Genomic DNA, 25,347 nt, shown 5'->3' with positions numbered 1-25,347 from the left:
TCACAAAGTAATCATCCGCTCCACATTAAAAGGTACTCAAAAACGAGTACCTTTTCTTTTTGCAAAAATTAAAAAATAAAACAACCAGATGGGAATCGAAAGCCCGTTTAGAAAACAGTTCAGCGAACTGTTTTTAGGGCGTAGCGTTGATCCAAGTTAAGCCTAAACGCTTTAGACAAAGACGAGATTTGCAACTTTCGTACCACAAAGTAATCATCCGCTCCACACGAAAAGGTACTCAAAACTGAGTACCTTTTCTTTTTGCACATTTTACTGCGTTCAAATTTAAACACAACATCAATCAAATCAGAGCATTTTTATAAAGCTTACAATCTAATTGCAAAGGGAGAACACGGTTCTTCCCTACAAAATGACAACTACTTTGCTTCATTTATATATTATTTGACTAAATTAAAATCTTACCAATCAAAACTTTTTCTTCAATTTGGCAAGCTTTTTTTCGGCATCTTTATATCCGCCTTTGACGGCTTTTTCGTAGGCTTTTACTGCCTCTTCCCTATTGCCTGTTTTTGCATAATATTCACCCAAAGCGAATGATGCTGACGCTATGCCGTTATCGGCGGCAATTTTATAGTACTCCATTGCAAGTTTCGGATTTCGGGTAACACCTCTGCCGTCCATAAGAATATCTGCAATTTTGGACGCTCCATTCGCACTGCCAAGGTCTGCGGCTTTTTTGTACCACATAGCCGCCTGTTCGGGATTTTTGACACCGTTCACGGAAAATTCAGCCATCCACAATACGGCAGGAAGATAATCGAAATCGGTTGCAAGGGTATTCATTATATTTTTAGCACGGGCAACGGTTTCAACGGTCGGATTTTTCAAAAGCCGTCTTGCCTTCATGTATTCAAGCTCGCACATTTCTTTTCTGTTCTGAACGCTTGTACCGTGCAGAATCGTGTTTACATCGCTCTTAAATTCACCGTCATTCGGTTTTTCAGGGGGCTGATATTTTTTCATTTTATCAAACAAGCTCATAACTCTCCTCCTTACCGTTTTCTGCTTATCATATATTTTACTTCAATATTACGAATACACAATTTTTATCATATCAACACATTCAGAAGAAACATATGATAGCATCAAGGCCGGCGGATGATATCCGCCCCTACAAGTTTGTCATTCTACATTAAGATTATAAATGAAAACTGCGAATTTATAAATCTGTTTGGGCATTATATTCAAAAAGCATATTGATTTTATCCTTAAATTCGATTATAATTTACTTGTAAACATAAAAACCACTTGTTTTTTAAGGAGATAACGATGAATATATTTGACAACATTGCCGCTAATCTTTCATTAAAGTATGAAAATTCGGAATTTTATAAAAACAAACTCATCAAACGATACAAGCCACTCATCACACCTGGTGTGAAGTCACAGGACGAGCTTATCATTTCTCTTGAAAAGCACTTTGACCTTGAACTGACCGACAAGGCTGTTATGAGCAAGACTTTTCTTGAACTCTGCGTTATGGGCAACATTGATTGTGATGAGCCTGATATGATTGATTTTGAGATTTACAGAGTTGTGAGGAATTCAAAGAGCGAAGCACTTTATGCCTGCGAAAAATATGACCTCGATGATGACGATATTTTCATCATCTTTGAGGAGCATAACAACTTCTTTATCAGTAACTCGCAGATTGTCGAGATGCTGCTTATCATCAAAGAGGGTGTTTCTGCCGAGGACTATGAAAATGAAACTCCCGAATTTCTCAACTACATCCGTGTCTGCTGCTACTTCTGCCAGACAAACTTTTTCAAGCTCAACAAGGCTGTTACATATGACGAGTTCGATATGATTGACATTTCCGAAGACGAAAGTGATTCTGACGATGCCGATTATTTTGACGAATCTGAAGATGAAGCTGACGATTTCACAGATGCAATTGAGTTTTAATTTTTGAATTTTCACTTTTCGACTTAACAAAATAGCAAAAAAATTACGAGGAAGGTTTTATGCCTTCCTCGTTTTTGTTTACTGCAAATCACTTTCTGAAAGATGAATTCTATCAAAAGTAGCGTCTTTAAAATCGTCTGAAAATGCATTTATTACCAAGTTATGTAAGTTGTAGTAGTACTGAATACCATTTTCATTAAATACATATGTTGTTTCGTTGCTGTTCTTACATTTTCCAACCAACCTGTTAGAAACAACAGGATTTGCGTCAATCAATGGTGCAATCAAAACAGCCGCCAAAACACATAATATCACTACAGGTATCACTATTTTTATTGGAGCAGGTTTCTTTTTCGGATTAACCTGAACAAAATTCTGAGAATATTCAACATTTGTACTACTATCTGAATTAGCAGAATTATTTACAGTCACATTTTGAACATTACTGTCTGTTGTGTTTGTCACAGGTTCAGTTGAACTATTAACACTGTCACTTGGCTCTGCCGCAGAAACAAATTATTCAAGAAACGAGCTTATCAATGTAATCCTCAGTCACGGCGTTAAAAACATCATAATAGAATAATCAAACTTTTTATTGGGAAGGAGAAATCCTTCCCTTTTTTCATACTACGGACTGAACCGCAACAACTTTAAAGCAATGTTCCTCATTGTCTGCATAAATCTGCGCCGAGAAGAACTCGTCCATATTGCAGAAAAGTCCATACGATTCAATTCCTACATCTTCATCCCTGTCAAGTCGAGCAAGCACTTCGTTGATTTCATCGGTAAATGCAACGATTTCTCCCACATTTTCGGGAATCCACTGCACACCGTCAATTCCGATTATCATTTCCTCATCCCACTTTTTGCGGCACTTTTTAAATGCTTTTTCATCATCAACATAAATATATCTTTCGATTATATTCTTGATTTCCTCAGCCTCATCGTGATACTTTTCAAAATCAAATGCGATAACAAGAAACATTTCACTATTCCACAAATTTGAAATTGCGAAGTCCTTTTTCTCAACAATGTCGCCAAAATCAAAAACATTGTCCATACAGGTTTTATCGTCAATGTACTGGGATAACCACAAATCAATGCCGTCAAAATAAGCTATTTTTCCGTACTTGAAGTCCTTTTCGCCAGAATTTTCAAGGCAATCAAAAATGCTTGGAACTCTATCAGGAAAACACGCCACCGTGATAAATTCCTCATCGGAACAGTTGCCGATATTCACAAATTTTCCGCTGCAGGTGATGTCAATTGTGAATCCGCCGTGATTACCGAGCTTCTGGATTATCTCGCCCGCACTTTCGTCTTCGGTTTCAAAAAGCGTTTCATCGCCCTCAATATCAATATGCAAATCAAAGTCAGCATTTTCACATCTCTTCGACATCGTTGCATAGGAAAGCAGCGCCAAAAGGTATGCACGGATACCCTTGATTGCTTCGGGATTTTGCGGTGCGTTTTCAAACACAAGCTTTTCGTGGATCTTTCTTTTACAATTCATTAACATAATAATTTCCGCCTTTCATTAACTTAGTAACAATTATTGTTATTGCCCTTTTAATTAGGTTTTTCCTTTTCTTTTCTTTAATAATATTATACCATAAACCACTGTCCCATTATCTACCCTCTGCTCTAAAAAACGGCTTATTTATGCGGTTTTTTTGCGAAAATTCTTCATTTATTAAAAACAGAGCATCTTGACAAATGTGTGAATTTTTTGTATAATCAAAGAGTTTGTTTTTATAGGAGAGAATTCGTTTATGGAAAGAGAAAATTTTAAATCCCGACTTGGGTTTATCCTTGTAAGTGCGGGTTGCGCTATCGGAATCGGCAATGTGTGGCGATTTCCGTATGTTGCAGGACAGAACGGCGGCGGACTATTTGTACTTTTGTACCTAATCTTCCTCGTTCTTATGGGAGTTCCTGTTTTGACAATGGAACTTGCAGTCGGAAGAGCGAGCAGAAAAAGTGCTGTTCTCGGCTACAAAAAACTTGAAAAGCCAAAGAGCAAGTGGCACATTCACGGCTGGTTCTGTATGCTCGGATGCTACCTTTTGATGATGTACTACACCACGGTTTCGGGTTGGATGACGAGCTACTTCTACAAATTTGCGACGGGTTCATTTGAAAGCGGAATGACCTCGGAGCAAGTTGGCGGAGTATTCAACGAATTGCAGTCAAATCCGCTTGAAATGGTAATTTGGATGGCGATTATCACCGTCCTCGGATTCCTTGTTTGCAGCAGAGGTATTCAAAAGGGCATTGAAAAAGTCAGCAAAGTTATGATGATTGCGTTGCTCATACTCATTCTTGTACTCGCAGGCAACAGCTTATTCCTTTCGGGTGCAGGCGAGGGACTCAGCTTCTACCTTATTCCCGATTTGGACAAGGTGAATGAAATCGGACTTGGCAATGTTATTTCATCCGCTATGAATCAGGCATTCTTCACACTCAGCCTTGGCATTGCGGCAATGGAAATTTTCGGCAGTTATATGTCAAAAGACCACGCTCTGCCGAGTGAGTCAATCAAAATTTGCGCACTTGACACATTTGTTGCGATTATGGCAGGTCTTATCATCTTCCCCGCTTGTTTTTCATACGGTGTTCAGCCCGACCAAGGCCCTGCTCTGATTTTCGTAACACTTCCGAATGTGTTTGTAAATATGGCCGGCGGAAGAATTTGGGGTACTCTGTTCTTCCTGTTTATGACTTTTGCGTGCTTCTCAACAATCATTGCCGTGTTTGAAAACATCATTTCGTTCTGGATTGATATGTTCGGCATCAGCAGAAAGAAGTCTGTTCTTATCAACACAATCATCATTCTTATCGCAAGTTTGCCGTGTGTGTTCGGTTTCAACATTTGGAGCGGTTTCCAAATTTTCGGTCAGAATGTTCTCGGTATGGAAGATTTTCTCGTAAGCAATATCCTTCTTCCTGTAGGTTCGCTTGTGTATCTCCTCTTCTGCGTTACAAAATTCGGTTGGGGATTTGACAACTACCTTGATGAGTGTAACACCGGTAAAGGCATTAAATTTTCAAAGGCTTTAAAGCCGTATTTCAAGTATGTACTCCCTGTTCTTGTACTGATTTTGATTGTTCAGGGATTCATAAAATAAGTTAATATATTTCTTTAAAGGCAAAATCCCGACAGTATGTTTTTGATACTGTCGGGATTTTTTATGTCCGCATTTATTAAATTTACTTTTTACGATTAAACTTTTTCACCTTTTCGGAAAGCTCGACAAGCTCTTCTTTTGAAAGTTCGGGAAGGCGCTCAAGATCATCAAGAAACTTTGCACTGCTTTCGTCAGCACGAAGTTTTGTACTTTCCACATAGTAGCTTGTGATTACGCCCGGAACTACTGCAATGATAAGAATTGAACATATCGAAAGAAAGATTGAAAGCACTCTGCCGACAAGCGTTGTTGCAAGCACATCTCCGAGTCCGATTGTTGTGGCAACGCTGAAGCAGTACCATATGCTGTCAAAAAGCCGAGTTATGTTCGGCTCAAAAATCCATATTGCAACACTCACCGCAAAAAACACGATAACATAACTGCACAAAAGCTTAATTGCGCCTGTCCGTTTGAGGACAATTTTCAACAGTTTTGTCTTTTTCAAAGCACCACCCCATTTGTATAAATTATAGCAATTAAAATTACCTCCGTCAAGGCGGTGGATATACAGCTTTAAGAATAGAATCATTTGAAAGTGAAATTGTCCTATCGGACAGTTGCGGATGACATACCGAATAAAAATAAAACCGACCTGTCATAACAACAAGTCGGCTTTACTTCTGAAATATAAAATGAAATGAAAAATTAAAATTAACGATTAATCAGAATATTTTCTGATTTTGAGATGAATTCCCCTGTCATCGGCAATTTTCTGACAAGCCTTGATGTCTTCTTCGGGAATTGTATCTACGATTGAAAACTGCGTATGTTCAAAATACTTCTTTGCATCCTCTGCAAATTTGAGCATTGACTCATACGCATGGTCAAAAACAGGACGGCAAACTTCGTCATACTTTTCCGATGAACAGGTATTGAGGCTGATTGAAACAGAATCAATATACTTTGAAATCAACTCAGCTGTGGGCTTGTTGTTGATTCTGTCAGAAAGACCGTTTGTGTTGAGTCTGAGTTTGATGTCGGGGTGCTTTTCCCTTACATATTTTGCGGTTTCAAGCATATTGTCAAGAGCTGAAGTCGGTTCGCCGTAGCCACAGAATACAAGCTCCTTGTAGCCTGTGAAATCAAAATCATCAACAGCCTTTTTAATATCCGCCATACTCGGATCATGCTTGTGCCAGAGTGTATCTGCACTGCCGACCGAATCGGTATTGTTGCGGATACAGAATGTGCATCTGCAAGGGCATTTGTTCGTCAGATTAGCATAGATAGATGTTTTGTACACATAAAGAATATCTGCCATTATGTTTTCTTCTCCTTATTGAAACTCACATTAAAGCGAGAGTTTTTTCTTGAAATTGATTTTATCAAGACCGATGCCTACAACAATGTAGATTAATGCTCCTACACCGGGCTGCAACCAGCAAGTGGGAAGTTCCGCAATTGCGGCACCAAAGTCATACATAAGACCGTTTGCAATAAAGTAACCGCCGATTGTAACGATTGTTGTTGGAATGAGCATAAGAAGTGATGACGGACTGATGATTTTTTCATCTTTGCCACGCTTCTTCATCGCCATTCTGCAAAGCACAAACGGAACTGCGTTGACAGCCTTGATAATAGCTGTTGGGATTGCCCAATGCGGATAACCCGAAATAAGGTCGGCAAGAGCGCCGCCGATTGATGATGCGATAATTCCGAAAGGTCCGGGAAGGATACTTGCGGCGAGATAAATCATAGAGTCGCCTGCATGAGAATATCCAAGCGGTGACGGAATCTTGATAAAAGCAGTTGTAACGGTAATAAGAGCCGCACACATTGCCGTAATTGCAATCAGCTTTACATTATATTTTGAATCGGTTTTTGAAACAGTTTTAGCAGTCATAGTAATTTCCTCACAAAAGCATTTTTAAATGTTTTTCAAATTCAATACCCTCGTTGCGGTGAATACCGAGTTTAACGGTTTCACAAAGAGAGGTCTGTATGAATTTTACCGCCAGATTTACGGTATCTTTCAGGCTGTCACCACGGAGCAGTCCAGAAAAGACAACCGAGGCAAACAAATCACCTGTACCCGAATAGCTTCCGCCCGTCTTTTCACAGCTGACACAAAACACCTCATCATCGGCTGCAATAAGATTGTTAATCTTTGTAACCTCATCGGAAATTTTATGCTCAATGCCTGTAACAATCACGGTTTTCACCTTGTAGAGTTTCAAAAGCTTTTTGGCAAGCTCTGCAACCGTATCAAGAAAATCGGGAGAATCGGCATTTTTAATCAGTTCTGAATAGTCGGTATCGCACAGAATACAACATTCGGTAAGGTTCGGGGTGATTACATCGGCAACAGAAACGAGTTTTTTCATCTTTTTGCCGAGAGTTTCGGTATAAAGACTGTAGGTTCTTCCGCCGTCACCGAGAACCGGATCCACAAGTACAAGCGTGTTGTCGGTTTCAAAGCTGTCTATAAATGAAAGAATTTTGTCCACCTGCTTTTCACTTGAGAGGAAACCCGTATAGATTCCGTCAGGCTGAAAGCCGAGTTTTTTCCATTCACTTGTGTAATAATCAAGCTTATCAGTGCAATCGTTGCAGTAAAAGCTTTCAAATCCCGTCTGACTTGTCAAAACGGCTGTCGGCATAGGACACGCCTGAATGCCCATTACGGACAAAACAGAGATTGCCGCCGTCAGCGAACACTTGCCAAGTCCCGAAAGATCATTGATTAATACAGCTTTTTTTGTCATCATACCACGCCTTAAAATTTCTGAACAGTTCAACATTTATCTTGTGATGTTGTCATTATACAACACCACTGTCATTATTTGTATGTACAATTTTCAGAATTTTTATAGGTACAGTTTGTAAGATGCAAAAAAAGACACCTCACATTGAAGGTGCCTTTTCATATTTATAAACTGATTTTCTGTTAAAACTCATAATGTGACCACATAGAGATTATTTTTACGATTTTTTCTTCCTCATAAACCATATAGACAAGTCTGTGCTGAGAATTTATTCTGCGTGAATAGCATTGTTTCAAATTTCCGATAAGCCGTTCATAAGGCGGTGGATTTTGAAAAGGATTTTCGCTGATAAGTTCAAGTAAATTCTGCACATTACGCTTTAATGCAGGATACTGCTTGATTTTCTCCTTATCCTTTTGGGCTGATTTTGTAATCATCAGCTTATAATTACCACTCAAATTCTTCACACTCCTCAAGCGGAGTTTCAATTCCGTCCTTTAATTTTTCACTCATACCGGGAATTGAATTAAGATACATTGTTTCAACAAGATTATTATAATCTTCTTCACTTATAAGAACAGCATTTCCGCTTTTGGTGCTGATGTTTATAGGTTCATTATACTTTACAGTCTGATCAATCAATTCAAAAATTTGTTTTCTGAAATTAGTTACATTAGTATTAATCATAAACGCACCTCCTATATTACTATATGTACATTATAGCGTACATATAGTAGAAAGTCAATATTTTTACAACAAAATTCCGCAATCGGTCGGGTTGGTTTTCTTAATCATATGTCCCTCTTCGTGCATTGTCGTGGCAGTTTTGGTTTGTCGGAGTGCATTTTTGGCTTTATCAACAAAGCAGACATAAAATGATTGTACAGTTTACCGATATAATTAAAGGTCGGAATATTGTATAATTATTTACATATTCTATTTATCGTGGGTTGATATGTATGTGGAAAGAACTTCGTACACAGCATGAAATTGACAATTTCATGAAAGAAATTATCGGATTTCACGACAGTTGCATAAAAGAAATAAAATATTCAAGCGGTGCTTATGTCGAAACGAATCTGTCAATGTCGCCGGTAAACACAAAGCGTACATTAACAGTTCTTATTCAGCGACAATTTGAGGATATTTCCGCACTTGAACTTGAATTTTCCGAACTTGAATATATAAGCATGTATCCCGTGAAGCAAGATTACACCTGTGAAATATTGAATGCATCATTTTTCGTAAAAGACGGTCTTATTTATTGGTGCGACAACGGTGATGTAAAGGAAGATGACATACACAATTATAAAGGCACGGTCATCTGCTCAAAGAAAGTTCGTTGGAGAAATGCAAGCGAGCTTATCGGTAAAAGAGATTTTTATAAAAGTGCAAACGAATAACAGACAGCAATTTAAAAGCAACGAAGTTTTTTCTCCGTTGCTTTTTTGTTAGCCTATAAAATCATTAAAAGATTTTTGTGCTATATCCGATACTATTCTCTGCATTTCACAACGGGAATTTGCGTTCCTCGCTCTGTCAATGCAGCTTTCACGGTACTTTTTCGGCATACTTGAAAAGACAAACATTGCGTCGGGATTTTCACCGAGTGCCATTGTAAAACCAAGCGGCAAATCCCATTTTTCTCCGAGTATTTCTGCAGTTCTGTTCACCGTAATCACCCCTGTTTTAGTTTTTGCATAGGGATTTAAGATACAACAGAGAATAATCGGAAATCATAAACCGAAAATAAAATTACTTCTGCTCTGCAACAACAGCAAAGAATACAAGGTCGGAGTCGCTGTCATTAATAAGGCGGTGTGTATGACCTTTCGGGCAATAGTGGCACACGCCTGCCTCAACTCTTTCATACTCGCCGTCCATAAGCACCTTGCCTGTTCCCTCAATGATGTAGAACATTTCGCAGTTGCCCTCGTGAGTGTGAAGTCCGATTGACGCACCGCTTTCAAGGCGACCGTGCATAATCATATTTCTGTCATCCGTGAATTTCTTTACGGCATACGCCTTTTCTCCGCCTTTAAAATTCGGCAAAATCTGTTCTTCCATATGTTTAAAATCAATAATCATATCTCTTGTCCTCCTGATTAAATTGAAATTTTAAAGTTCTTTATAATAAGGACAGATGTCCTCATAGTGACCGTCTTTCATCAAAAAACCTTTCGGAATAACTCCGAGTTTTACAAAGCCAAGGCTTTCATAAAGTTTTCTTGCAGGTTTGTTGGTTCTCACAACAGCATTGAACTGCAAAATTTTGAAGCCGTATTTTTTAGCACGCCCAAGGCAATCCGACACAAGCTTTCTGCCGACACCTTTTCCCCTCGACGATGAGGAAACCGCATAGCTTGCATTACAAATATGACCGCATCTGCCGACATTATTCGGATGAAGAATATACATTCCGAGAACCTCGCCGTTTTCATCGGTTGCAACGGGACAACAAGTTTGCTCTGCAAAAAACTTTTTTCCGCTTTCAAAATCAAGTTCTTCAGTCTGCGGAAAGGCAACTCCGTCCCTTACAACTTCATTCCATACGGAAACCATACCCTTAATATCATTTTCCCCGTATTCTCTCACGGTAATACTCATTTTCAGTCACCTCGGGTTAATTTTAGCACTATAAGTTAAAATTTTCAATCCAAACGGCTGAAATATTTACTATTTTTACCTTTTTAAAATTGCAAATTAATCTTGAAATTTGTCGAAAGATACTGTATAATCTATTTATAGAATTGAATAAGAATGATCTTATCAAGAGTGACTGAGGGGACAGGCCCTGTGAAGTCCGGCAACCTGCGTATGCAAGGTGCCAAATCCTGCGGTATTTACCGAAAGATGAGTAAACACAGCACCTTTCGGATGAACGGTGCTTATTTTTTTGGAAGGAGTTTTCTAAATGGCTAAACATTTATTTACATCCGAGTCTGTAACGGAAGGTCATCCCGACAAAGTGTGTGACCAGATTTCCGACGCAGTTCTTGACGAAATCCTCTCTCAGGATAAAAACGCCCATGTTGCTTGCGAGGTTACGGCTACAACAGGCATGATTCATGTTATGGGTGAAATTTCAACCGATTGCTATGTTGACATCGCAGATGTTGCAAGAAAGGTTGTAAACAACATTGGCTACAACGATCCGAAGTGCGGTTTTGACGGCAACACCTGTGCGGTTCTCACATCAATTGACGCACAGTCACCCGACATTGCAATGGGCGTAAACGAAAGTCTTGAGCTTAAAGACGGCGAAAGCGATACCGACAATCAGATCGGTGCAGGTGATCAGGGCATGATGTTCGGTTATGCGTGTGATGAAACACCCGAACTTATGCCGATGCCAATTTCTCTTGCCCACAAGCTTGCAAAACAGCTTACAAAGGTAAGAAAAGACGGCACTCTTTCATATCTCCGTCCTGACGGCAAAACTCAGGTTACTGTTGAATATGACGATGACAAGGTTGTTGGCATTGACACGGTTGTAATTTCAACACAGCATGATGAAGATGTTACACTTGAGCAGATTAGAAAAGACCTTATCGAGTATGTTATCAAACCGATTATCCCTGCTGAGCTTATGAACGAGAACACAAAGATTTTCGTAAACCCGACAGGCAGATTTGTAATCGGCGGTCCTGTCGGCGACTCAGGTCTTACAGGCAGAAAGATTATTGTTGATACCTACGGCGGATTTTCTCGTCACGGCGGCGGTGCATTCAGCGGTAAAGACCCGACAAAGGTTGACCGCAGTGCCGCTTACTACTCAAGATATATTGCAAAGAACATTGTTGCCGCCAAGCTTGCCAAGAAGTGCGAAATTCAGCTTGCATATGCAATCGGTGTTGCAAAGCCTGTTTCAATAATGGTTGACACATTCGGCACATCAAAATATTCAAACGAAGAACTGGCAAACGCTGTTGAAAAGGTATTTGACTGCCGTCCGCAGTCTATCATCAGACAGCTCAAGCTCACGGAAACAAAGTATCTCCCACTTGCCGCTTACGGTCATATGGGCAGAGAAGAACTCGGTGTTGAATGGGAAAAGACAAATAAGGTTGACGAGCTTTTAAAGGTTGTCGGCTAATAGAATTAAATTGTTCGATAATTTCGGGAATAAGGTTTGTGTACAAACGCAAATTCTTGTTCCCGATTTTTTTATTTAAAAAAATATTGTTGATAAATTGTACAAACAATTATAAAGCTACGCTCGGGCGTGATATGTTTTGTGGGCATTACAAACTACCTACACGAATTGGGTACGGTGGCTCGCTGTGGGGGCGGATACTATCCGCCCCCTACATTCTCATAACAACATATATTTCAAATATAAACACAAAAATCCCGATTAACTTTTTACGGTTAATCGGGATTTTGATTTTTTATGTAGATGTTGTTTTAATTCTTAATCAGAATTAAACTTCTGCAATAACCTCAACTTCAACAAGGACATCCTTTGGAAGCTGTTTTACTGCAACACAGCTTCTTGCCGGCTTTGATGTGAAATACTTGCCGTAAACCTCATTGAAAGCACCGAAATCTTCCATATTTTTTAAGAAACAAACTGTCTTAACAGCTTTTTCAAGTGAACTGCCTGATGCCTCAAGAACATTTTTAAGGTTTGTGCAAACCTGTTCTGTCTGAGCCTCAATTGTTGCAGCCTCAACATTGCCTGTTGCAGGGTTAATTGCAATCTGACCGGATGTAAAAACAAGACCGTTTACCTTTACAGCCTGTGAATACGGACCGATAGCATCGGGAGCATTTTTAGTGTAAACCTTTTCCATTATAATGACCTCCTGTCAATATATTAAAAATTACTGATTAAACAAGCTTAAAGCCTGCGTCAACAAGTGCGTCGTGAATTTCTTTAATCTGAGCAAAATCTCTTGTTTCAAGAACAACACGGAGGTAACAACCGTTTACATCCGTACCCTCTCCGCCTCTTTCGTGGTGGATAGAAATTACATTTGCACCCTTTTGTGCAATAATATTTGAAACGGCAACAAGCTGACCGGGCTTATCCTGAAGTTCAACGCAAACAGTCTGCTGTCTGCCTGTCATAAGAAGTCCACGCTTGATAACTCTTGAAAGGATTGTAACATCAATGTTACCGCCTGATACAACGCAAACAACCTTCTTGCCCTTAACAGGGAGCTTGTTGAACATTACAGCAGCCAAAGGAGCTGCGCCTGCGCCCTCGGCAATCATCTTCTGTGACTCAATAAGCTTGAGAATTGCAGATGAAATTTCGTCATCGCTTACTGTTACGATATCATCAACATACTTCTTCACATATTCAAATGTATGCTCACCCGGTTCTTTAACCTGAATACCGTCGGCAATTGTAGAAACGCTGTCAAGATGAACAGGCTCGCCGTTCTTGATTGACTCAACCATTGAAGGAGCGCCCTCTGCCTGAACACCGTAAACCTTAATGTTAGGATTAAGGCTCTTGATTGCACAGGCAACACCCGAAATAAGTCCGCCGCCGCCGATTGCACATACAACAGCGTCAACATCGGGCATTTCGTTCATAATTTCGATACCGATTGTACCCTGACCTGCAATTACATTTTCATCGTCAAACGGGTGGATAAATGTATAGTTCTTTTCATCACGAAGTCTTAAAGCCTCGTTATAAGCGTCATCATAAACACCCGGAACCATACAAACCTCGGCTCCGTAGTTCTTAGTAGCCTCAACCTTTGAAATAGGTGCACCGTCAGGCAGACAGATAAGCGACTTGATACCGTACTTTGTAGCAGCAAGTGCAACACCCTGAGCGTGGTTGCCTGCAGAACAGGCAATAACACCTCTTGCCTTTTCTTCTTCGGTAAGCTGAGAAATCTTGTAGCCTGAACCTCTTACCTTAAATGAACCTGTAATCTGAAGATTTTCGGGTTTGAGATAAACATCACAATCATCACAAATACCCCTTGCCTGAACGATATTAGTCTGTCTGATAACATCCTTCAAAACATATGATGCGTGATAGATTTTGTCTAATGTAAGCATACCAATTACTTCCTTTTCTATATGTATCCATTGCTTATTTTAATACAACAAGGCTTTAAAATCAAGTTTTTTTGGAATAAACAAAGGGAATTTTTGCAGGATTTTTTAAAGTCTTATTCATAATTCGCAAACAGAATATAAAATATTAATGATGAACAAATAAAAACACCTGCTTACAAGCGTAAACAGGCGTTTCTATGAAATTATGAAATTGGTATTAACTAATTGAATACTTACAGCCTAAGTTAAGCAAGTGATGCGCCAAGCTTTTTGCAAGCCTCAAGGGCATCGTCATCGGGAGCATCGTTACAGATAACGCTTTCGCAAACAAGGTTTGCACCGTCACCCTTACAGGTGTCCTCCCAGTTTCTCATCCATTCACCGTCACCCCAGCCGTATGAACCGAAGAGGGCAATGCTTTTGCCGTTTAATGCACTTTCACATTCATTGAAAACAGGCTCAAACTCGCTGTCCTCAAGAACCTCCGCACCCATTGCAGGACAACCGAATGCAATGCCGTCAAAATCTGCAACCGATGAAGAATCAAAATCGTTTACATTTGCAAGAGTAACTTCTGCGCCTGCGGACTTTGCACCCTCGGCAACGGCTTCCGCCATCTGCTCTGTGTTACCTGTACCGCTCCAGAATACTACTGCTACTTTACTCATATTATATACTCACCTTTCAGTTTTTGTACTTGATTACACTTTAAGTCAGTTACATGCAACCGTCAGTTTCTGAATAGGCGTGCCCTGTAACCACTTAGAGTAATAGATGTCAGAACATTTTTTGAATTTGGCGAACTCTTTGGCTGCTTTTTCTTCATTACCGTAAACCTTCCAGCAACCTGAATATTTACAGCAATTTCCTTTATGAAGAATAAAGCCACGGACATCTTCGGGAGGATAACCGAGGAACAGTCCGATTTCGTGCGGGAACTCGGTTGAGTCTTTAAGTCGGTGGCGAAGCTCCCTTATACAGCGTGCGGCATCGTGTGAATGATACCCCTGCGACTCAAGCAGCTTGCACGCATATTCATCGGACAAATCAACAGCAAGCTTGGACGGGCGAAAAATATAGATTAAAGCCTTTCCGTTGCTGAACTTCAGTGGCAGAACTTTTATTCCCTTTTTGCAGAACATTTTATTCAGCTTTCTCACATCACATTCGCACTCAAGCCGTGATGAGTACGGACAGTTAAAAAGGTTAGCCGTTTTTATTCCTGCAAGCGTTGGGGAACAATGCTTGATAATTAAATCTTCTGACATCTTTTCCTCTAAATAATTGAATGAATGATTTGAATAGAATTGAATAAATACACCACAGTGATTATCCGATAATTGTTTTACAGTTAGCTTTTGCTAACTTAATTCCATAAGCAAGACTTGTTTGTTGTCTTTATCTTACAGTTAAAATATACCATCAATCAATGTTGTTATCGGCTCTTAAAAGGTTTTCTACGCTCCAAACGGACAGACAATTTCAGCAAAGATTTAGGGACAGCAAACGCTGTCCCTGAAAGGAGAAGAGATATTATGAATAATTACCCGGCAAAGTAATCATCAAATACTCTGCGGATATTTCCGCAGTCTGTCAGAAAAGAATATAGGCGTATCTTTTCGACAATGTTATTATAGCACCTTACAAAGTCTTTTTACTGCTCTTTACGGACATATAAGGCTCTGTTCAGACGAGCGATTTTCTGTACTCATTCGGCGACTTGTTCATCACCCTTCTGAAAGCACCCGCAAACTTACTGCCGTTGTTGTAGCCGACAATTCCTGCAATTTCAAGCACACTTTTGTCGGTGTTTTTCAAAAGCGAAGCGGCCTTTTGCATTTTACAGTTCGTTATGTAGCCGTTAATCGTGTCGCCGTAGACACCCTTAAAGCAAATTTTAAGAGAAGTTGAAGAGATGCCGAGCATATCGGCAAGCTCCGTAATTGTTATATGCTCGTCAAGGTGAGCAAGCAGATATTTTTTTGCCTCTTTTGCGGCGGTAACCTGTGAGCGTGAAAAATATCGTCTTTCCTCACTCTCACCCTTGTATTCAAGGCCGCTCAAAAACAAAAGAAGTTCAAGCACCTTAACCTTGTGATAACCCTTTCGGATATTTTCGGGAACGGAATAGAGTTCCGAAAAAATATGCTCAATGCTGATATTTTCACGCATAATTGAGTACGGCTTTTCGGAACAGAATTTCATTTCAAGCTCTTCGGGGCTGACAAAAACATCGTCAAGAATACACGAAAAACACCTTGGCACACGGTTCATATCAATTGCAACCGACACACCGTGGTAGTGGCTCAGCGGACAATATCTGTGTCGGATGTTCTCCGTATTCTTCTGTATCGACAAATCACCCGACGCAAGGTAAAGATATTCGCCGTTTTTGTATTCAAACTCAATTCTGCCCTCCTGACAATGCGTGATGATGAGCATTTCTCTTCCCTTTGCAAGATTAATGTCACAACTTTGCATATGTACATCGTAATACACAAGCTCAATGCCTGAAAACACAGGATACACGGTGACCTCGCAATCGCCCGTGCTGTCCTGTGAACGGTATATGCTGAACGATTCGCAGTGTTCAACAGTCTGTATCATACCGTATGGATTGTCAATTTTCTGCAATACTGCCATAAGGTTGCCTCTCTTCTCCTAAAAGGCCTTATTCCGCCTTCATAACGGTGTATGCGCCTATATCGTTAACTGTCTTTTTGAGGACTTTTTCCTCGATTTCATTTTTCATTCTGACCGTAACCCTGCCGGAAGAAACATCCGCTTCCGCCCACACACCGTCAATTGAATTGAGTGCGTTTTCTACTCTTGCGGAACAGTTTTTACAGACCATTCCGTCAACAACAAGAGTTTTTTCATAGGGATAATGTGACTTATCCTTATCGGCAACCTTGTTTTTCTTAACACTTTCGTCACTTGCACCGCAACATCCGCTTGCAAGCTTTTTCCTGTAACTTCTGATTACGAGAACCACAAACGCAATGAATGCCACGGCAAGTAATCCGTAAAAAACATACTCCATATTTATCTCTCCTTTTATTTTTTACGATTCAGAACAGTTTTGAATACACTTTACACCGTAAAATTTCTTCAACACCAAATTCATAATTTCAATAACAAACAAGAAAGGGTACAGCTTTTTAGCTGTACCCCCTACAAAACATTTACTTATGATTATGGCAGTCACCGTGACACGCACAGTGCGCACAGTTTGCACCGCAGGAGGATTTGCCCTCTTTTTTGTCTTTTACCATACGGGCAACCACAAAAGCAATCACGGCAATAACAATTAATGCAACAATGATTGTGCCGATATTAGCCGCTAACCATTCCAACATATTTATTCCTCCCATTTGTTAATCAATAAATTTATTACTTCTTAGCCGGCTTAACTTTAAGAGTTGTAGCCTCTTTGTAAGGTCTTACGAGCATATAAATCATAAATGCAAATACTGCAACGGCAAAGATAAGACCGATTACATTAAGACCGCCTGCAAAGATTGAACCGAACTGGAATACCATAAATGCAATTACATAAGCAAATACACACTGGTAACCGATTGCGAACCAGAACCACTTGATGTTGTTCATCTCTCTCTTGATAGCACCCATAGCGGCAAAGCAAGGAGCGCAGAGAAGGTTGAAGAGAAGGAACGAGAAACCGCTGAGTCCTGTGAATGCGGCACCGATTTCTGTCCATCCGCCCGGATAAAGGATACCCATTGTACCAACGATGTTTTCCTTAGCAACAAGACCTGTGATGGATGCAACAGTTGCCTGCCAGTTGCCCCAGCCGAGCGGTGCAAAAATCCATGCAAGACCGTTACCGATTGCGGCAAGAATTGAGTTGCCAATTTCGTCCTCACCGAGCATACGGAATGTACCGTCAACAAATCCGAAGTATGTTGTGAACCAAACAAAGATTGTAGAAAGGAGAATGATTGTGCCGGCTTTCTTGATGAATGACCAGCCACGCTCCCACATTGAACGGAGAAGGTTGCCTACTGTCGGAAGATGATAAGCCGGAAGCTCCATTACAAACGGAGCGGGATCGCCTGAGAACATCTTTGTCTTTTTAAGCATAATACCTGAAACTACGATTGCAGCCATACCGATGAAGTAAGCCGATGTTGCAATCCACGGTGAACCACCGAAGATAGCACCTGCAATCATAGCGATGAACGGCTGTTTAGCACCGCAGGGAATGAATGTTGTTGTCATAATAGTCATACGGCGGTCACGCTCATTCTCGATTGTACGGGACGCCATGATACCCGGAACACCGCAGCCTGTGCCGACAAGCATTGGGATAAACGACTTACCCGAAAGACCGAACTTACGGAAGATACGGTCGAGTACGAATGCGATACGAGCCATATAACCGCAGCTTTCGAGGAAAGCAAGGAGAATGAAGAGTACAAGCATCTGAGGAACAAAGCCGAGAACCGCACCTACGCCGGCTACGATACCGTCAAGGATAAGACCGTTGAGCCAGTCTGCACAGTTGATTGCATCAAGGCCGTTGCCGATAAGAACAGGAATACCGGGAACCCAGATTCCGTATGTTGCGGCATCAGGAGCACCGTAACCCTCTTTATAATCTGTGTTGAGATAGTTTGAAACAGCCTTTTCAAGATCAGATTTCTTAGTATCGGGAGTTTCTGTAATTTCAAGAGTTTCTTCATCCTGAACAGAATATGTAACGCTTGCGTCTGAAGGTGTGAGATTTACGAGTTCTGCAAGAGCAGCCTTAGCGGCATCTTCGGAATAATTTTCAGATTCAAGGTCAACAGCTTCGGCAATGTCGTCATTTCCGTACTGAGCATTGAATGCCTCGATAATTGCATCTGAATCGCCGTAGGTTTCTTCAGCCTCGGCAGCCTGTGATGAGCCGATACCGAAAAGGTGCCAGCCGTCACCGAAAAGACCGTCATTTGCCCAGTCAGTTGCGGCAGTACCTACTGTCTGCATTGAGATGTAGTAAACAAGGAACATAATAACCGCAAAAATCGGAAGACCAAGCCAACGGTTGGTTACAACCTTATCAATCTTGTCCGATGTTGTAAGCTTACCCTTGTTTTTCTTCTTATAACAGCTCTTGATGATTGAGGCAATGTAGATGTATCTCTCATTAGTGATGATACTTTCTGCGTCATCATCAAGCTCTTTTTCAGCCGCCTGAATATCTTTTTCAATGTGGTCAATAACATTCTGCGGAATATCAAGCTTTGCAAGAACCTTGTCGTCACGCTCAAAAATCTTGATAGCGTACCAACGCTGCTGTTCCTCGGGCATATCGTGAACCGCAGCCTCTTCAATGTGAGCGATTGCGTGTTCAACAACACCGTTAAAGCTGTGCATGGGGATTGTCTTTGTTGAGCCTGCGGCTTTGATTGCGGCCTCGGCAGCTTCCATAATGCCTGTGCCCTTAAGAGCCGAAATTTCCATAACCTTACAACCAAGCTGTCTTGAAAGCTCATCAATGTTGATTGAATCGCCGTTCTTCTTAACGAGATCAATCATATTGATTGCCACAACAACAGGGATACCGAGTTCTGTAAGCTGTGTTGTGAGGTAAAGGTTTCTTTCAAGGTTAGTACCGTCAATAAGATTGAGAATCGCATCGGGGCGTTCACCGACAAGATAGTTACGAGCAACAACCTCTTCAAGAGTATAAGGTGAAAGTGAATAGATACCGGGCAAGTCCATGATTGTAACATCCTTGTGTTTTTTGAGCTTACCCTCTTTTTTCTCAACAGTTACGCCGGGCCAGTTACCGACAAACTGATTGGAACCCGTGAGTGCGTTAAACAAAGTTGTTTTACCGCAGTTAGGGTTACCTGCAAGAGCAATTTTAATTTCCATATATCAGTTATCCTCTCTTGGATTAGCAAAAGCTAACCGTAATGTTATAAAAATACGGGATTTCTCCCGTAGGATTTGCAAGTCCGAATTACTCAACTTCAATCATTTCAGCATCGGCTTTTCTGAGCGAAAGTTCATAATTTCTTACAGTAATTTCAATCGGATCTCCGAGCGGAGCAACTTTTCTGATGTAAATTTCAACACCCTTTGTGATGCCCATATCCATAATTCTGCGTTTGACAGCGCCTTCACCGTGAAGCTTAACAACCTTTACGGTTTCACCTACTTTTGCCTGTTTTAAAGTTTTCATAACAGTTTCCTCCGTCTTAATTTCAGCATAAAGCCGTATAAAAACACCTCTCGGAACAATTCCGCCGTGTGTTTGTTACATAGAATCAAATCATAATTTTACGAGCCATTTCTTCGCTGATTGCAACTCGTGTTTCCTTTACGTTAACAATAACATTTCCGCCGAGTGACGAAATAACGGTGACCTCTCCGCCGGCAACAAAACCGAGATTTTCAAGGTGCTTTTTAACCTCGGGAGAACCTCCGACTTTCTTTATAATATTGGTTTCACCTGTGTTAGCAAACATCAAAGGCATCATAAAATCAATCTCCTTTAAGTTAGCAGATACTAACAATATTTGTTAATCAAAGGTTAGCTCTCGCTAACCGATTATATGGTACTATAAAACTCGAAATATGTCAATAGGCTTGCGAAAAAATTTTATTTTATTTTGAATTTTGGCAAATTGAATATTTCACATCTGTAATTCGGATATTATTTTTGTTGATTTCGGTAAATCGTTTTTTCATAATTATTGAAAGCACAATTAATTTTATTGATTTTTTGTTCATATCATGATATGATTAGACAATGTAAAGGAGTGCAGAATATGCAATTAAAAGAATCAGGTGAAATGTACCTTGAAACAATATATGTTCTTTCAAAAAAGAGCAATTATATAAGATCAATTGATGTATGTGAAGAAATGGGATATTCAAAGCCGAGCGTCAGCCGTGCCGTTGGTCTTCTCAAAGAGGGCGGTTATCTTAAAGTCGGCGATGACGGCTCGCTTATTCTCACCGACCTCGGCAGGGAAATTGCAGAAAAAACATATGAAAGACACACCGTTCTTTCAAAGCTCTTTGTTATGCTCGGAGTTAATCCCGAAACTGCCGCCGCAGATGCCTGCAAAATGGAACACATTATCAGCGACGAAACCTTTGCCGCATTGAAAAATCACCTTGAAAATCATATGCAGTAAAAGGCTGAATAATTACCGAATATTACACACAAAAGGCTGACGATTTCTCGTCAGCCTTTTTTTACTCAACTGCTTTCAATAAGGCGATACACTTTTTCGATTGATTCAACAATTCGACACGCTTAAATAAAACGCAAAAATAACAATAGCACAAATTATTGCAACCGCCTTTTTCATAAGCACACCTCGTCATTGTAAATAACATCAAATGAACTTTGTTAGCCAATTATCCAAGAATTTCACCTGTTCAGCTGTATGAAACCAATGTTCACCGCCATTCATAACAGTAAGGTCAGCATTTATCTTCTTTGCAAATTTGTTGATTGTTTCAAACGATGTAAGGTTATCATTTTCACCGTACAAAATTGAGGTGGGAACATTCCAAGAAATTTGGTGTTCACGAACATAGCAAAGATATTCCCAAGATAAAGTTTCACCAAATTCAGTAGAGATTGTTTTCTTATCACGAAGTTCATTCTCTGTTACATTCGCCCATTTCATCATATTGGTAATGAGGTTTTCCATATCTACAACAGGCGAAATAAACATAGCTTTGTCAATCTGTTTATCTGAAAAGGCATTCATAGAATAAAATGCACCTATGCTATTCGCAATCAGAACTATATAATCATAATTTTTGCAATAATTATCGAACAGATTTGTAAATTCCTGTTTTGCATCCCACGGTATTTCTGATTTATAGTCAAAGCCTATAACATCATATTCAGGTAGCAAAGGTTTGTAATGCTCCGATTCTGTAGCATTACCACCCTTTCCGTGTACATATACAGCCAGTTTACGCATTTAAAATTCTCCTTTTGCGGAACAATATCAACAGTTGCGGAATAATGCAAAGGTGATTTGCGGAACAATAGAAGTGTCTTTTTGCTTTATTCGCATTAAAATTTCATTGTGAGGGAAATTCTGTTCTTTTCGGGATCAACTGAAAGAACCTTTACATTTACAACATCACCGACTTTGAGAACTTCGCTCGGGTGCTTGATGTACTTATCGCAAATCTGCGAAATATGAACAAGTCCGTCCTGATGAACGCCGATATCGACAAATGCGCCGAAGTCAATTACATTTCTGACCGTGCCTTTAAGTTCCATTCCCTCTTTCAAATCCTTGATGTCGAGAATATCACTTCTGAGCATTGGTGCAGGCAGTTCGTCACGGGGATCTCTGCCCGGTTTGGAAAGTTCCTTTACAATATCGTCAAGGGTTGGAAGTCCGATTCCGAGAACATCGGCAAGTGACTTTGTTCCCTTTGCCTTTACTCTCTGCTGAATATCGGAGAAGTTGCCTGATTTTATTTCTTTGTCAGAATATTCAAGAAGTCCTAAAAGTTCTTTTGCACTCTTGTAGCTTTCGGGGTGAACGCCTGTGTTATCAAGCGGATTTCTGCTTTCGGGAACACGCAAAAATCCTGCACACTGCTCAAACGCTTTAGGTCCGAGTTTCGGGACTTTCTTGAGTTCTGCTCTTGATGAGAACGCACCGTTTTCTTCACGGTAAGCAACAATATTCTTGCACACGGTTGCGTTAAGTCCCGACACTCTCGACAAAAGTGCAGGCGATGCCGTATTAAGGTCTGCACCAACCGAGTTTACGCAGTCCTCTACAACACCGTCAAGTGTTTCACCGAGTTTTTTCTGCGGCATATCGTGCTGATACTGACCGACACCGATTGCCTTAGGCTCAATCTTTACAAGCTCTGCAAGAGGATCCTGAAGTCGTCTTGCAATTGACACGGCACTTCTGAGTGTGAGGTCAAGGTCGGGAAGTTCTGTTGCGGCAAGCTTTGATGCCGAATAAACCGACGCACCTGCCTCGCTGACTACCATATAATAAACGGGGTGGTCAGCCTCTTTGATTGTTTCGGCTGTGAACATCTCGGTTTCCTTGCTTGCAGTACCGTTGCCGACTGAAATAATATCAACATGATGCTTTTTGATGAGGCGGAGCAAGGTCTGCTTTGATTCCTGAATTTTTTTGTCTGAATGTGTAGGATAAATTACGGTTGTATCAAGCACCTTGCCTGTGCTGTCAACAACGGCAGTCTTACAGCCTGTGCGATATCCCGGATCAAGTGCAAGCACGGTTTTGCCCTTTACAGGCGGCTGCATAAGCAGCTGCTTGAGGTTTACGGCAAAAACCTTCATAGCATTTTCGGAGGCGGTATCTGTAAGGTCGTTTCTGACCTCACGCTCAATTGAGGGATAAATAAGTCGCTGATAAGCGTCTGTGCAAGCCTCACGGATAATGTCTGAACAAAGCTGATTTTTGTCTGTAATCATTGCTCTGAAAATTGAATTAAGCGGTTTTTCGCTGTCGGTTTCAACGCTGACTTTGAGAAATCCCTCTTTTTCGCCACGATTCACGGCAAGTACTCTGTGACCTGCAATCTTTTTAACAGGCTCTTTGTAGTCATAATAATTTTTGTAAACGCTGTCCTTTTCTTCATCTGTTGCAACAGACACAAGCACACCGTTTGCGTTTGTAAGATTTCTTATTCTCTTACGGATTTCCGCATTATCCGACACAAGTTCTGCAATGATATCCATTGCGCCCTGAATTGCATCTTCAACGGAGGTAACTCCCTTTTCTTCATCAATATAATCAACTGCCGACTTTGACGGATCAAAACCTTTTTCCTGCTTTAAAATATCGTTAGCAAGCGGTTCAAGTCCCTTTTCCTTTGCAATTGACGCCCTTGTCTTTCTCTTTGGACGGTACGGGCGGTAAATATCCTCAAGTTCGCTTAGTGTGGCAGCCTTGTCAAGTGCAAGGTTAATTTCATCCGTGAGCTTTTCCTGTGCGTCAATGAGTGAACGAATTTCATCTCTGCGCTTGTCAAGTCCTCTTAAATATTCAAGCTTTTCGGCAAATTCACGAATCAACTGGTCATCCATTGAACCGTGCATTTCCTTTCTGTATCGTGCAATAAAAGGAATAGTGTTGCCGTCATCAAGCAATGTGATGATGTTTTTAGCATACTCCTCTTTAATATTAAACTGCTGTGAAAGAATCTGTGAATAATCCATTATATCCTCCGTTTTTGTTTTGTAAGGCTTATTATAACATACTTTTAAATAATTTGCACTAAAAAGAAAACGAGCAGTCAAAACGACTGCTCTCATGAATTATTTATGTTTATGTATTTTAAGCACTTTTCTTTTTGCGAATATAGGCAAAATAGAGCGGAAGTCCCACAAAGACCATACCGCCGATTATGTTGCCGATTGTAACGAACAGCAAAGATTCACAACCCGAAAGATTTGCAAGATTCTGACATTGCTGTGCCGTAATACCGTAAAGCTCCTGAGCTTTTGCAACATATTCGGGATTCATTGCCGCCATAACACCTGTCGGAATATAGAACATATTTGCAACGCAGTGTTCAAATCCGCAGACTACAAATGCACAAATCGGAAAAAATACGCCGAAAATCTTACCTATTGCATCTGTTGCGCCTGTTGCCATAACGATTGCAAGGCACACGAGAATGTTGCAAAGTATGCCGCTGATAATTGCCGTTGCAGGATTGATTGTTGTTTTGGCAAGTGCAACCTTGATTGTAAAAGCACCAAGTCCGCCGTTTGAATAATTGAGCTGACCCGAGAAAAATATCAGTAAATCAATAATCATTGCACCGACAAAATTTGAAATATAAACCGTAACAAGATTCTTTATCATTGAAACAGGCTTGATTTTCTTTTCAAGTGTCGGAATAATCATAAGGCAGTTACCTGTAAAGAGTTCACTTCCCGTAAACACAACAAGCATAAGTCCCACGGGGAAGATTACGCCTGCAACCACTCTTGCAAGCCCCACATCGGCAACTCCGTGCATTGCAACATCGCTTGCCGCACCGCCGAATGCGATAAATGCGCCTGCCATAAGTCCGAGCAAAATCATTTTCGGCAGAGAAAGCATTGATTTTGTTACACCTGATTTTGACACCAGCGACGCAATTTCAGCCGGTGAATTAAATCTGCTGTCCATTAAAAAACCTTCTTCAATTAGTTTATCAATTGTTGCAAAATTTACTGCCATTCGGCAATAAACCGCAAAATCACAGGATACATATTATCACAAAAGCAAAGTGTTTGTCAATTAATATGCGATTATCTGTAACATTGCACACAAAAGACTTTACAAATTGTCAAATACAGTTTATAATCATAGTGTAGATATTACACAACCTAAAGATGTGTAATATTTGTAATCAGAGTGAGAATAATCACATACAAAACGGGAGCTGTTACCGGATGAGAGGAAATTCGATTTCGACCGTCAACCTGATTTGGATAATGCCAACGAAGGGACATATCAAGC

General features: G+C 40.4%; 30 protein-coding genes and 1 riboswitch. Of the genes, 5 read left to right on the top strand and 25 right to left on the bottom strand.

The window, feature by feature from the left end; all coding sequences use genetic code 11:
• Positions 1-426: 426 nt before the first annotated feature.
• A complete protein-coding gene (locus AC2HW8_RS09775; protein ID WP_117886200.1) occupies positions 427-1,002 on the bottom strand; it encodes a tetratricopeptide repeat protein in 576 nt (191 codons plus the stop codon).
• A gap of 288 nt (positions 1,003-1,290) precedes the next feature.
• Between AC2HW8_RS09775 and AC2HW8_RS09770 the strand changes: the two genes are divergently transcribed.
• Positions 1,291-1,929, top strand: a complete 639-nt coding sequence (locus tag AC2HW8_RS09770) for a hypothetical protein (protein WP_303793055.1) — start codon at positions 1,291-1,293, stop codon at positions 1,927-1,929.
• Between the two features lie 78 nt (positions 1,930-2,007).
• Here AC2HW8_RS09770 and AC2HW8_RS09765 read toward each other — a convergent pair whose 3' ends face one another.
• Together AC2HW8_RS09765 and AC2HW8_RS09760 are read right to left on the bottom strand one after the other, a co-directional pair.
• A complete protein-coding gene (locus AC2HW8_RS09765; RefSeq protein WP_303793054.1) occupies positions 2,008-2,394 on the bottom strand; it encodes a hypothetical protein in 387 nt (128 codons plus the stop codon).
• 157 nt (positions 2,395-2,551) lie between these two features.
• Positions 2,552-3,442 carry a hypothetical protein gene (locus AC2HW8_RS09760; RefSeq protein ID WP_147339853.1) on the bottom strand — a complete coding sequence of 297 codons (891 nt, stop codon included), beginning with the start codon at positions 3,440-3,442 and terminating at the stop codon, positions 2,552-2,554.
• Positions 3,443-3,701: 259 nt separating this feature from the next.
• Between AC2HW8_RS09760 and AC2HW8_RS09755 the strand changes: the two genes are divergently transcribed.
• Positions 3,702-5,057 (top strand): sodium-dependent transporter, encoded by a 1,356-nt coding sequence (locus AC2HW8_RS09755; RefSeq protein WP_303793053.1) that lies wholly within the window; start codon positions 3,702-3,704, stop codon positions 5,055-5,057.
• An 82-nt stretch (positions 5,058-5,139) separates the two neighbouring features.
• Here the strand turns inward: AC2HW8_RS09755 and AC2HW8_RS09750 are convergent, their stop codons facing one another.
• From AC2HW8_RS09750 to AC2HW8_RS09725, 6 genes are all read right to left on the bottom strand, one after another.
• Positions 5,140-5,562, bottom strand: a complete 423-nt coding sequence (locus tag AC2HW8_RS09750) for a potassium channel family protein (RefSeq protein WP_117979022.1) — start codon at positions 5,560-5,562, stop codon at positions 5,140-5,142.
• Between the two features lie 213 nt (positions 5,563-5,775).
• Positions 5,776-6,378, bottom strand: a complete 603-nt coding sequence (locus AC2HW8_RS09745) for a TIGR04100 family radical SAM protein (protein WP_117950661.1) — start codon at positions 6,376-6,378, stop codon at positions 5,776-5,778.
• Positions 6,379-6,408: 30 nt separating this feature from the next.
• Entirely contained in the window at positions 6,409-6,960 is a 552-nt protein-coding gene (locus AC2HW8_RS09740) for an ECF transporter S component (protein ID WP_021883395.1), read from the bottom strand.
• A 10-nt stretch (positions 6,961-6,970) separates the two neighbouring features.
• The gene (locus AC2HW8_RS09735; RefSeq protein ID WP_021883396.1) at positions 6,971-7,825 is read right to left on the bottom strand and encodes a pyridoxamine kinase; all 855 of its coding nucleotides are present in this window, start codon (positions 7,823-7,825) and stop codon (positions 6,971-6,973) included.
• Positions 7,826-8,004: 179 nt separating this feature from the next.
• Positions 8,005-8,280: a Txe/YoeB family addiction module toxin gene (locus AC2HW8_RS09730; protein ID WP_101070330.1), complete on the bottom strand. Its 276-nt coding sequence runs from the start codon at positions 8,278-8,280 to the stop codon at positions 8,005-8,007.
• The gene (locus tag AC2HW8_RS09725) at positions 8,270-8,509 is read right to left on the bottom strand and encodes a type II toxin-antitoxin system Phd/YefM family antitoxin (protein WP_015523598.1); all 240 of its coding nucleotides are present in this window, start codon (positions 8,507-8,509) and stop codon (positions 8,270-8,272) included. Before AC2HW8_RS09725 ends, AC2HW8_RS09730 begins: the two co-directional genes overlap by 11 nt.
• Before the next feature lie 272 nt (positions 8,510-8,781).
• Here AC2HW8_RS09725 and AC2HW8_RS09720 point away from each other — a divergent pair, with 272 nt between their 5' ends.
• A complete protein-coding gene (locus AC2HW8_RS09720) occupies positions 8,782-9,225 on the top strand; it encodes a KH domain-containing protein (RefSeq protein WP_021883398.1) in 444 nt (147 codons plus the stop codon).
• 48 nt (positions 9,226-9,273) lie between these two features.
• On the opposite strand, the gene AC2HW8_RS09715 is transcribed toward AC2HW8_RS09720, so the two are convergent.
• The 3 genes from AC2HW8_RS09715 to AC2HW8_RS09705 all read right to left on the bottom strand — a co-directional run bounded on the left by AC2HW8_RS09715 (position 9,274) and on the right by AC2HW8_RS09705 (position 10,429).
• Complete coding sequence (locus AC2HW8_RS09715) at positions 9,274-9,495, bottom strand: hypothetical protein (protein ID WP_021883399.1); 222 nt, start codon at positions 9,493-9,495, stop codon at positions 9,274-9,276.
• An 82-nt stretch (positions 9,496-9,577) separates the two neighbouring features.
• Positions 9,578-9,910: a cupin domain-containing protein gene (locus AC2HW8_RS09710; protein ID WP_484327499.1), complete on the bottom strand. Its 333-nt coding sequence runs from the start codon at positions 9,908-9,910 to the stop codon at positions 9,578-9,580.
• Positions 9,911-9,940: 30 nt separating this feature from the next.
• Entirely contained in the window at positions 9,941-10,429 is a 489-nt protein-coding gene (locus tag AC2HW8_RS09705) for an N-acetyltransferase family protein (protein ID WP_484327498.1), read from the bottom strand.
• Between the two features lie 156 nt (positions 10,430-10,585).
• A riboswitch (SAM riboswitch) is annotated at positions 10,586-10,682 on the top strand.
• Positions 10,683-10,736: 54 nt separating this feature from the next.
• On the opposite strand from AC2HW8_RS09705, the gene metK reads away from it, so the two are divergent.
• Positions 10,737-11,918, top strand: coding sequence for a methionine adenosyltransferase (gene metK, locus AC2HW8_RS09700; RefSeq protein WP_484327497.1), 1,182 nt, complete (start codon positions 10,737-10,739; stop codon positions 11,916-11,918).
• Positions 11,919-12,246: 328 nt separating this feature from the next.
• On the opposite strand, the gene AC2HW8_RS09695 is transcribed toward metK, so the two are convergent.
• The 10 genes from AC2HW8_RS09695 to AC2HW8_RS09650 all read right to left on the bottom strand — a co-directional run bounded on the left by AC2HW8_RS09695 (position 12,247) and on the right by AC2HW8_RS09650 (position 20,343).
• Positions 12,247-12,618, bottom strand: coding sequence for a RidA family protein (locus tag AC2HW8_RS09695; RefSeq protein WP_015523593.1), 372 nt, complete (start codon positions 12,616-12,618; stop codon positions 12,247-12,249).
• A 37-nt stretch (positions 12,619-12,655) separates the two neighbouring features.
• Entirely contained in the window at positions 12,656-13,849 is a 1,194-nt protein-coding gene (gene ilvA, locus AC2HW8_RS09690) for a threonine ammonia-lyase (RefSeq protein WP_118101329.1), read from the bottom strand.
• A gap of 245 nt (positions 13,850-14,094) precedes the next feature.
• On the bottom strand, positions 14,095-14,517 hold the full coding sequence (locus AC2HW8_RS09685) for a flavodoxin (RefSeq protein ID WP_015523591.1): 423 nt from the start codon (positions 14,515-14,517) through the stop codon (positions 14,095-14,097).
• A gap of 45 nt (positions 14,518-14,562) precedes the next feature.
• Positions 14,563-15,117, bottom strand: a complete 555-nt coding sequence (locus tag AC2HW8_RS09680) for a DUF3793 family protein (protein ID WP_015523590.1) — start codon at positions 15,115-15,117, stop codon at positions 14,563-14,565.
• 418 nt (positions 15,118-15,535) lie between these two features.
• Positions 15,536-16,492: a helix-turn-helix domain-containing protein gene (locus AC2HW8_RS09675; protein ID WP_021883403.1), complete on the bottom strand. Its 957-nt coding sequence runs from the start codon at positions 16,490-16,492 to the stop codon at positions 15,536-15,538.
• 28 nt (positions 16,493-16,520) lie between these two features.
• A complete protein-coding gene (locus tag AC2HW8_RS09670; protein ID WP_484327496.1) occupies positions 16,521-16,892 on the bottom strand; it encodes a heavy-metal-associated domain-containing protein in 372 nt (123 codons plus the stop codon).
• A gap of 142 nt (positions 16,893-17,034) precedes the next feature.
• Positions 17,035-17,208, bottom strand: a complete 174-nt coding sequence (locus AC2HW8_RS09665; protein ID WP_015523585.1) for a FeoB-associated Cys-rich membrane protein — start codon at positions 17,206-17,208, stop codon at positions 17,035-17,037.
• A 34-nt stretch (positions 17,209-17,242) separates the two neighbouring features.
• Entirely contained in the window at positions 17,243-19,735 is a 2,493-nt protein-coding gene (feoB, locus tag AC2HW8_RS09660; RefSeq protein ID WP_484327495.1) for a ferrous iron transporter B, read from the bottom strand.
• Between the two features lie 88 nt (positions 19,736-19,823).
• Complete coding sequence (locus AC2HW8_RS09655; protein WP_021883406.1) at positions 19,824-20,045, bottom strand: FeoA family protein; 222 nt, start codon at positions 20,043-20,045, stop codon at positions 19,824-19,826.
• Between the two features lie 85 nt (positions 20,046-20,130).
• Positions 20,131-20,343 (bottom strand): FeoA family protein, encoded by a 213-nt coding sequence (locus AC2HW8_RS09650; protein ID WP_015523582.1) that lies wholly within the window; start codon positions 20,341-20,343, stop codon positions 20,131-20,133.
• Positions 20,344-20,634: 291 nt separating this feature from the next.
• On the opposite strand from AC2HW8_RS09650, the gene AC2HW8_RS09645 reads away from it, so the two are divergent.
• Positions 20,635-21,006 (top strand): metal-dependent transcriptional regulator, encoded by a 372-nt coding sequence (locus AC2HW8_RS09645; RefSeq protein ID WP_015523581.1) that lies wholly within the window; start codon positions 20,635-20,637, stop codon positions 21,004-21,006.
• Positions 21,007-21,210: 204 nt separating this feature from the next.
• Here AC2HW8_RS09645 and AC2HW8_RS09640 read toward each other — a convergent pair whose 3' ends face one another.
• The 3 genes from AC2HW8_RS09640 to AC2HW8_RS09630 all read right to left on the bottom strand — a co-directional run bounded on the left by AC2HW8_RS09640 (position 21,211) and on the right by AC2HW8_RS09630 (position 25,014).
• Entirely contained in the window at positions 21,211-21,810 is a 600-nt protein-coding gene (locus AC2HW8_RS09640; RefSeq protein WP_117950653.1) for an alpha/beta hydrolase, read from the bottom strand.
• A 95-nt stretch (positions 21,811-21,905) separates the two neighbouring features.
• Positions 21,906-24,053 (bottom strand): helix-hairpin-helix domain-containing protein, encoded by a 2,148-nt coding sequence (locus AC2HW8_RS09635; protein WP_336300633.1) that lies wholly within the window; start codon positions 24,051-24,053, stop codon positions 21,906-21,908.
• A 118-nt stretch (positions 24,054-24,171) separates the two neighbouring features.
• On the bottom strand, positions 24,172-25,014 hold the full coding sequence (locus AC2HW8_RS09630) for a formate/nitrite transporter family protein (protein ID WP_101105896.1): 843 nt from the start codon (positions 25,012-25,014) through the stop codon (positions 24,172-24,174).
• Positions 25,015-25,347 lie beyond the last annotated feature (333 nt).

The sequence above is a fragment of the Ruminococcoides sp. genome (assembly GCF_057037865.1).
The sequence above is the reverse complement of the archived record's forward strand: the minus strand, read 5'-3'. Positions and strand labels throughout refer to the sequence as shown.

Bases quoted from the DNA above. Each gene is read 5' to 3' on its own strand.
- AC2HW8_RS09775 (WP_117886200.1), bottom strand. From the start codon at position 1,002: ATGAGCTTGTTTGATAAAATGAAAAAATATCAGCCCCCTGAAAAACCG.
- AC2HW8_RS09770 (WP_303793055.1), top strand. From the start codon at position 1,291: ATGAATATATTTGACAACATTGCCGCTAATCTTTCATTAAAGTATGAA.
- AC2HW8_RS09760 (WP_147339853.1), bottom strand. From the start codon at position 3,442: ATGAATTGTAAAAGAAAGATCCACGAAAAGCTTGTGTTTGAAAACGCA.
- AC2HW8_RS09755 (WP_303793053.1), top strand. From the start codon at position 3,702: ATGGAAAGAGAAAATTTTAAATCCCGACTTGGGTTTATCCTTGTAAGT.
- AC2HW8_RS09745 (WP_117950661.1), bottom strand. From the start codon at position 6,378: ATGGCAGATATTCTTTATGTGTACAAAACATCTATCTATGCTAATCTG.
- AC2HW8_RS09740 (WP_021883395.1), bottom strand. From the start codon at position 6,960: ATGACTGCTAAAACTGTTTCAAAAACCGATTCAAAATATAATGTAAAG.
- AC2HW8_RS09735 (WP_021883396.1), bottom strand. From the start codon at position 7,825: ATGATGACAAAAAAAGCTGTATTAATCAATGATCTTTCGGGACTTGGC.
- AC2HW8_RS09725 (WP_015523598.1), bottom strand. From the start codon at position 8,509: ATGATTAATACTAATGTAACTAATTTCAGAAAACAAATTTTTGAATTG.
- AC2HW8_RS09720 (WP_021883398.1), top strand. From the start codon at position 8,782: ATGTGGAAAGAACTTCGTACACAGCATGAAATTGACAATTTCATGAAA.
- AC2HW8_RS09710 (WP_484327499.1), bottom strand. From the start codon at position 9,910: ATGATTATTGATTTTAAACATATGGAAGAACAGATTTTGCCGAATTTT.
- AC2HW8_RS09705 (WP_484327498.1), bottom strand. From the start codon at position 10,429: ATGAGTATTACCGTGAGAGAATACGGGGAAAATGATATTAAGGGTATG.
- metK (WP_484327497.1), top strand. From the start codon at position 10,737: ATGGCTAAACATTTATTTACATCCGAGTCTGTAACGGAAGGTCATCCC.
- AC2HW8_RS09695 (WP_015523593.1), bottom strand. From the start codon at position 12,618: ATGGAAAAGGTTTACACTAAAAATGCTCCCGATGCTATCGGTCCGTAT.
- ilvA (WP_118101329.1), bottom strand. From the start codon at position 13,849: ATGCTTACATTAGACAAAATCTATCACGCATCATATGTTTTGAAGGAT.
- AC2HW8_RS09685 (WP_015523591.1), bottom strand. From the start codon at position 14,517: ATGAGTAAAGTAGCAGTAGTATTCTGGAGCGGTACAGGTAACACAGAG.
- AC2HW8_RS09680 (WP_015523590.1), bottom strand. From the start codon at position 15,117: ATGTCAGAAGATTTAATTATCAAGCATTGTTCCCCAACGCTTGCAGGA.
- AC2HW8_RS09675 (WP_021883403.1), bottom strand. From the start codon at position 16,492: ATGGCAGTATTGCAGAAAATTGACAATCCATACGGTATGATACAGACT.
- AC2HW8_RS09670 (WP_484327496.1), bottom strand. From the start codon at position 16,892: ATGGAGTATGTTTTTTACGGATTACTTGCCGTGGCATTCATTGCGTTT.
- AC2HW8_RS09665 (WP_015523585.1), bottom strand. From the start codon at position 17,208: ATGTTGGAATGGTTAGCGGCTAATATCGGCACAATCATTGTTGCATTA.
- feoB (WP_484327495.1), bottom strand. From the start codon at position 19,735: ATGGAAATTAAAATTGCTCTTGCAGGTAACCCTAACTGCGGTAAAACA.
- AC2HW8_RS09655 (WP_021883406.1), bottom strand. From the start codon at position 20,045: ATGAAAACTTTAAAACAGGCAAAAGTAGGTGAAACCGTAAAGGTTGTT.
- AC2HW8_RS09650 (WP_015523582.1), bottom strand. From the start codon at position 20,343: ATGATGCCTTTGATGTTTGCTAACACAGGTGAAACCAATATTATAAAG.
- AC2HW8_RS09645 (WP_015523581.1), top strand. From the start codon at position 20,635: ATGCAATTAAAAGAATCAGGTGAAATGTACCTTGAAACAATATATGTT.
- AC2HW8_RS09640 (WP_117950653.1), bottom strand. From the start codon at position 21,810: ATGCGTAAACTGGCTGTATATGTACACGGAAAGGGTGGTAATGCTACA.
- AC2HW8_RS09635 (WP_336300633.1), bottom strand. From the start codon at position 24,053: ATGGATTATTCACAGATTCTTTCACAGCAGTTTAATATTAAAGAGGAG.
- AC2HW8_RS09630 (WP_101105896.1), bottom strand. From the start codon at position 25,014: ATGGACAGCAGATTTAATTCACCGGCTGAAATTGCGTCGCTGGTGTCA.